The sequence below is a fragment of the Kitasatospora sp. NPDC057223 genome (assembly GCF_042669755.1).
Lineage (GTDB): Bacteria > Actinomycetota > Actinomycetes > Streptomycetales > Streptomycetaceae > Kitasatospora.
Map to the genome: position 1 here is coordinate 1 of NZ_JBHUWW010000230.1, position 6895 is coordinate 6895.

Consider the following 6895-nt stretch of genomic DNA (forward strand, 5'->3'; position numbering starts at 1 on the left):
GCCTCCCGCTGCTGCTCGCCCCGGCGGCCCCGGCCCGCCGGCCGGCCGCCGCGTCCCTGCCGCCGGCGGCGCCCGCACCCCTGCTGCGCGCCCCCGCCGACGCCTGGCGCGGGACGGCCCGGCTCGACTTCGACGTCTGGCCGGCCCGCGGCGACCTCACCACCGACCGCGCCCTGCTGGACCGCGCGACGGCGGCCTGGGCCGGCTCCGCCGACGGGGTGCGGCGCACCGGCGAGCCCGCCACCCCGCCCGGCCCGCCCGCCACCACCCGGCTGCTGTACGCGGGGCGGCTCGACGGCGCGACGGTCGTCGTCCTGTACGGGGACGGACGGCTGGCCCGCTACACCGAGGGCGGGGGCGAGGGCCGGGAGCGCACCCTGGCCGTCGCCCGCGCCGACGACGCCGACGTCACCACGGCCGCCGCCGTCACCCTCAGCCGCACCGCGACGGGCAGCCGCTACCTGCTCGCCCCCTGGGTCGACGGGGCCGACACCCGCGACCTGCGCACCCCCGACACCCCCGCCCGTCCCGTCCCGCACCCCGACGGCCTCACCGCCGCCCTCGCCCTGACCGGGGACGCGCCCTGCACCCGGCGCCCCGTCCTGCAACTGCGCTCCTCCCCGGTGGTCGCCGAGCAGCACGCCTTCCTGCTGGCCGACGTCGGCGGCCTGCTGCCCGCCCACCTGACCTACACCCCGCCGCCGGACGGCACCCCGGCACGCCCCCCGCGCGAGGCGACCGGCCCGGAGGCCCTGGCCGCCTGGGCCCGGACGGCCTGCGTACCGGGCACGGCGGGCCCCGCGGGCGCGGGGCCCGGCACCCGGGCCGTGAACACCTGGGCCTTCGCCACCCAGGCCCTGCCCGAGGGCGAGGGCAGCGCCTCCTGGGTGTGCGTGCGCCGGGACGCCTGGGACGGCGGCGGGTCGGCCGCCACCGCCGTCCTGCTGCCCGACCCGCGCCGGACGGCCCCGCCGCCGCTGCGCACGGCCGCGCTGGACGACACCCGCGCGTGCTCCCGCTTCGACCAGAACGTGCTGGCCTCCGCCTGGTGGCGGGCGAAGTCCGGCAAGGCGTACCTGCTGGTCGCGGGCAGCCGCCGGCTGGTCAGCGTCTCCGGCACGGGTGCGCTGACCATCCCCGAGACGCGTACCGCGAGCCGCGCGCTGGCCGTCCCCGGGGCCGGCGCCGGCGACGTCCGGCTGACCGGCCTGCTGGACACCGGCGCGCGGATCGGCACGCTGCGCTGAACCGGGCCACGGGCGGGGCGGCCAGCGGATGCGTCCGTTGCGCCGCGGTGTGAGAGTGAGGACAGCCCGGTAACCACCCCGAGGAGGAGACATGGGCATCTTCGACAGGTTCCGCCACAAGGGGCACGAGGCCGGCGAGGAGGCCAGGTCCTCGCTCGGCGAGGCGCCGGAGCAGGACTCCACCGCCCGGACCGACGCCGCACAGCGCGCCGCTCTCGCGCACGACGAGGCGGCGGACGCCTTCCCGAACACCGTGGAGAAGGCCCGCGAGGCACCGGAGCACCACCGGCTGACCGCGCAGGAGGAGGAGGAACTGGCCCGGGAGAACATGACCGCCGAGGGCGATCCCTGGGACTGACCGGTCACCGAAGCCGAGGGGCGCGCCCGCCGGGGCGCGCCCCTCCTGCGTGACCGCGCGTGATCGTGCCCGCCCTCAGCGCGGCGGCAGCGGGGGCCGGCGCAGGTCGGGGCGGGGGGTGTCGTCCGGCGGGGGCACGGCGGCCGGGTTGTCCTCCAGCAGCTCCAGTGCGAGCCCGACGGCGCAGGTCAGCTCGGTGTGCCGGCCCCGCGCCCAGTCGCCCGGGCTGCGCAGCACGTGGACGTCCGGCTCCGCGCCGTGGTTCTCCACCGACCAGCCGAGATCGCCGGTGAACCAGGAGGCGTTCTTCGGCACCGAGATCTGCGAGCCGTCGCCGAGCTGGTGCCGGCCGGTCATGCCGACGACGCCGCCCCAGGTGCGGGCGCCGACCACCGGGCCGAGGCCGAGCAGCTTGATGGCGGTGATGATGACGTCGCCGTCCGAGCTGGTGGCCTCGTCGGCGAGCGCGACGACCGGGCCGCGCGGGGCGTCCCTGGGGTAGCGCACGGGCTGCCGGCCACGGCTGAAGTCCCAGGCGAGGACGCGCCGGCTGAGCTTCTCCAGCACCAGTTCGGAGACGTTGCCGCCCGCGTTGCCGCGCACGTCCAGCACCAGGGCGGGCTTGTCGAGCTCCCGGCGCAGGTCGCGGTTGAACTGCGCCCAGCCGGAGCCGCCCAGGTCGGGGATGTGCAGGTAGCCGCACCGGCCGTCGCTGAACTCCCGCACCAGCTCCCGGCGGCGGGCCACCCAGGCCTGGTAGCGGATCGGCCGTTCGTCGGTCAGCGGGGTGACCGAGATCCGCCGGACGGGCCCGTCCGCCCCGGTGCGCAGGGCGAGTTCGACGGTGGTGCCGCCGGTGCCGGCCAGCAGCGGGAGCGGGCCGCGGACGGGGTCGAGCGGGCGCCCGCCCACCGCCAGCAGTTCGTCGCCGTCGCGCACCCCGTGGGCGGCCAGCGGCGCCCGGGCGCGCGGGTCGGAGGACTCGCCGGGCAGCACGCGGTCGACCAGCCAGCGGCCGTCGGGGGCGTGGTGCGCGTTGGCGCCGAGCAGGCCGAGCGGCTGCTGCGAGGGGGCCGGGCCCTCGCCGCGCCGGGCGGGGGTGACGTACGCGTGCGAGGTGCCGAGTTCGCCGAGGAGTTCGCGCAGCAGGTCGGCGAAGTCGTCGGGGCTCGCCACCCGCTCCACCAGCGGCTCGTACTGGGCGGTCAGGGCGGGCCAGTCCAGGCCGCTCATGCCGGCGTCCCAGAACTGGTCGCGGATGATCCGCGCGGCCTCCCGGTAGGCCTGGCGCCACTCGGCGGCCGGGTGCACGGTGTGGGTGATCCGCCGCAGGTCGACGCTGGTGCCGCCGGACGGGCTCGCCACCGGGACGATCCGCAGCGAGCCGGACGAGTACACCGCGACCGAGCCGCCGTCGCCGGACACCGCGTACCCGTCCAGCTTGTCGACCAGTGTGGTGCGGGTGCCCCTGGCCAGGTCGAAGTGCTCCAGGGAGGGGCGCCCGGAGGTCTCGTCCGGGCCGGTGAAGGTCTGGCCGAGGGTGCCGGAGATCGGCCAGCGCAGCCAGACCACCCCGCCCCGCACCGCGTCCGTGGCGGAGTACTTGGAGGCGATCACCGGGAACTGCACGAGCCGGCTGGAGATGCCCTGCGGCTCCACCGTGACCGTGCCGTCGCCGCTGCCCGCCCCCGCCGCGGGCCCGCCCTGGTGCCCCTCGACCGGGGCGGCGAACGGTGACGGGGTGTCGGCCGCCAGCGGCACCAGGTACGGGCGGCAGCCGAGCGGGAAGGACATGTCGCCGGTGTGCACGTCGTGCACCGGGTCGAAGCCGCGCCAGGACAGGAAGACCAGGTAGCGGCCGTCCCGGGTGAAGACCGGCTGCTCGTCCTCGAAGCGGCCGTCGGTGACCTCGGTGATCGGCGCGGTCGCGTCGGTGCGGGTCAGCCGGATCCGGCGCAGCGAGCGGCCGGCCACCGGCTGGGACCACGCGACCCAGTGCGAGTCCGGCGAGAAGACCGCGCTGCTCACCGGCCCGTAGGTGGAGGCGGCGACCTCGCGGACGGCGCCGTCGGCGGTGGTGACCAGCAGCAGCCGGCCGTCCGAGGTGGCGGCGGCGAGGGTGCGGCCGTCGGGGGAGGCGGACAGCTCCAGCACCCGGCCGACCCGGCCGGCCGCGATCCGCCGGGGCTCCTCGTGGGTGCGGGGGTGCTCGCTCCCGGGCAGCGGGGCGATCTCCACGGCGTCCTCGCCCTCGGCGTCGGTGATCCAGCAGACCTCGCCGCTGTGGCCGAGGACGACCGGCAGCCGGGTGCGCACCCCCGGGGTGTCCGCGAGCGCCCGCGCCGGGCCGTCGCGGTGGGTCAGCCAGTACTGGCTGCCGCGCACGGTGATCACGCCAGTCCGGCCGGTGGCGTCGCAGGCCAGGTCCTTGACGTGGGCGGCGGCGTTCACCTGGTACGGGCGGCGCCCGGCCCGCGCGCCGCCGAGCGGTACGTGCAGGCGCCGGGGCTGCGGTGCGTCCAGGCTGTCGAGCAGCCAGACGTCCCCCGCGTGCTGGTAGACGATCCGGGTGCCGTCGGTGGCGGCCTCCCGGGCGTAGTAGGAGGCGTGGTCGGTGTGCCGGCGCAGGCCGGAGCCGTCCGGGCGGCAGGAGTAGAGGTTGCCGACGCCCTCGTGGTCGGACAGGAAGGCGATCCGTGGCCCGTCGGCCGCGGCGACCGGCATCGGCGAGGCCAGGTGCCCGGTGTGGTCCGCCAGCACCCGCTCCCCGTCCACCCAGAGTCGGCCGGTCGCGCCGCCCCGGTAGCGCTTCCAGGCGGCGGGCTCGTGCGGGGCGGAGCCGGTGAGCAGCACGGTGTGCTCGCTGCTCATCTGGGCGTCGCCGACCGGCCCCCAGGGCAGCTTGCGGGGCGGGGAGCCGTCGACGGGCAGCGCGTGCGCCCAGGTGTAGTGGGCGAACGGCTCGTGGTACGAGGTGACGGCGAGCACCTCGCCGTCGGGGAGCCAGCCGCGCACCCGGGTGTCCTGACTGCCCCAGTACGAGAGCCGGACGGCCGCGCCGCCGTCGGAGGGGGCCGTCCAGACCTCGGGGGTGAGGGCCTGCCAGCTCGTCCAGGCGAGGGTGGCGCCGTCGGGGGAGAGCCGGGGGTGGCTGACCCGGGTGCGGTCGCAGCTCACCCGCCAGGCACGGCCGACCACGCCGTCCCCGGCCAGCGGGGCGACCCAGACGTCGTCCTCGGCGGTGAAGGCCAGCAGGCCGCCGCGCAGGTGGGGGTATCGGAGGTAGCCGGGCGCCGTCACCCCTTCATCGTTCGGTGGCACGGTGGCGGTCGCAACCCGGCGGCCGGGTGCGGGCGCGGCGGCCCGGGCGGTGCCCCGGCCGGCAGGGCCGGCAACTCTCCGTGTCCTCCGGGGCATTGACACAGAACCGGCCGATCCACTTCAGTGGTCTAGTCCAACTCGCACGATGGAGCGGCCGACACCCCCACCGGCCGGCGCTCCGCCATGCCCCGGACAGCCCCCACGACCCGCGCTCTGGCAGGAGTCCCCCACATGCGCAGAACCGCATCCCCCACGAACCACCGAGGCAGGCCCAAGCGCCTCGCCGCGATCGGCACCGCCTGGGTCGTCGCCGCCGCGGGCGCCGTCGGCCTCGCGCTCGGCACCGCGCCCGCCGCCTCGGCCGGCGAGTTCTTGAGCAACGGCGGCTTCGAGAGCAACGCCCTCGCCCCCTGGAGCTGCGCGGCCGGCACCGGCAGCGTCGTCACCGGCCAGGCGCACACGGGCAGTTACGCCCTGGCCGGCGCCGCCTCGGCCAGCTCCTCGGCCCAGTGCTCGCAGACCGTCACCGTCGCCCCCAACACCACGTACACGCTCAGCTCGTACGTGAAGGGCAGCTACGTGTACATCGGCGTGGACGGCGGCGCCAGCGCCTGGACGCCCGGCACCGGCGGCGCCTACCAGAAGCTCTCGGTCAGCTTCACCACCGGCGCGGCCCAGACCAGCGCCACCGTCTACACCCACGGCTGGTACGGCCAGGGCACCTACTACGCCGACGACGTCTCACTGGACGGCCCGGGCGCGCCGAGCCCGTCCGCCTCCCCGACGGCCACCGCCAGCCCGACCGCGACCGCCTCGCCCACCGCGAGCCCGACCGCGACCGCCTCGCCCACCGCGACGGCCACCCCGACCAGCACCAGCACGCCGACCGTGCCGCCGGGCGGCCCGCACAGCCTGGTGGGCTACCTGCACGCCAGCTTCGCCAACGGCGCCGGCTACACCAAGGTCGCGGACATCCCCGACTCGTGGGACTTCATCAACCTGTCCTTCGGCGAGCCGACCTCGGTCACCTCCGGCGACATCCGCTTCAACCGCTGCCCGGTCACCGAGTGCCCGGGCGTCGAGTCGGACGCCGACTTCAAGGCGGCCATCGCGGCCAAGCGCGCCAAGGGCAAGAAGGTGCTGATCTCGATCGGCGGCCAGAACGGCCAGGTCCAGCTCACCACCACCGCCGCCCGGGACACCTTCGTCTCCTCGGTCTCCGCGATCATCGACAAGTGGGGCCTGGACGGGCTCGACATCGACTTCGAGGGCCACTCGCTGTCGCTGGCCACCGGCGACACCGACTTCAAGAACCCGACCACCCCGGTCGTGGTCAACCTGATCTCGGCACTGAAGACCCTGAAGGCCAAGTACGGCGCGAACTTCACGCTCACCATGGCGCCGGAGACCTTCTTCGTCCAGCTCGGCTACCAGTACTACGGCTCGGGCCCGTGGGGCGGCCAGGACCCGCGCGCCGGCGCCTACCTGCCGGTCATCTACGCCATGCGCAACGACCTCACCCTGCTGCACGTCCAGGACTACAACTCGGGCTCCATCATGGGCCTGGACAACCAGTACCACTCGATGGGCGGCGCCGACTTCCACGTCGCGATGACCGACATGCTGCTCAAGGGCTTCCCGGTCGCCGGCAACACCGCCAACATGTTCCCGCCGCTGGCCGCCTCCCAGCTCGCCATCGGCATGCCGGCCACCACCAACGCGGGCAACGGCTACGTCAGCCCCACCGAGGTGAACAAGGCGCTGGACTGCCTCACCAAGCTCACCAACTGCGGCACCTACGTCCCCAAGGCCGGCGCCCAGCCGACCCTGCGCGGCCTGATGACCTGGTCCATCAACTGGGACCAGTTCGGCGGCCGGGAGTTCTCCAAGAACTTCGACAGCTACTTCGGCTGAGCCCCTCGGACCACCGGTGACACCCACGGCGACCGCCGGGCCCGCACCCCGGGCC

General features: G+C 75.9%; 4 protein-coding genes. 3 read left to right on the forward strand and 1 reads right to left on the reverse strand.

What is annotated here, in order from left to right; translation table 11 throughout:
* Both ACFUK0_RS38935 and ACFUK0_RS38940 read left to right on the forward strand, forming a co-directional pair.
* Positions 1-1247 (forward strand): hypothetical protein (locus tag ACFUK0_RS38935; protein WP_380258598.1); only part of this gene is annotated, 1247 nt, incomplete at its 5' end.
* Between the two features lie 91 nt (positions 1248-1338).
* Entirely contained in the window at positions 1339-1605 is a 267-nt protein-coding gene (locus ACFUK0_RS38940; RefSeq protein WP_380258600.1) for a hypothetical protein, read from the forward strand.
* Between the two features lie 75 nt (positions 1606-1680).
* On the opposite strand, the gene ACFUK0_RS38945 is transcribed toward ACFUK0_RS38940, so the two are convergent.
* Positions 1681-4905, reverse strand: coding sequence for a S41 family peptidase (locus ACFUK0_RS38945; RefSeq protein ID WP_380258602.1), 3225 nt, complete (start codon positions 4903-4905; stop codon positions 1681-1683).
* Positions 4906-5157: 252 nt separating this feature from the next.
* Here ACFUK0_RS38945 and ACFUK0_RS38950 point away from each other — a divergent pair, with 252 nt between their 5' ends.
* Positions 5158-6840, forward strand: coding sequence for a chitinase (locus ACFUK0_RS38950; protein WP_380258604.1), 1683 nt, complete (start codon positions 5158-5160; stop codon positions 6838-6840).
* The last annotated feature ends 55 nt before the right edge of the window (positions 6841-6895 follow it).

Coding starts and splice junctions, on each gene's coding strand:
- ACFUK0_RS38940 (WP_380258600.1), top strand. CDS start 1,339: ATGGGCATCTTCGACAGGTTCCGCCACAAGGGGCACGAGGCCGGCGAG.
- ACFUK0_RS38950 (WP_380258604.1), top strand. CDS start 5,158: ATGCGCAGAACCGCATCCCCCACGAACCACCGAGGCAGGCCCAAGCGC.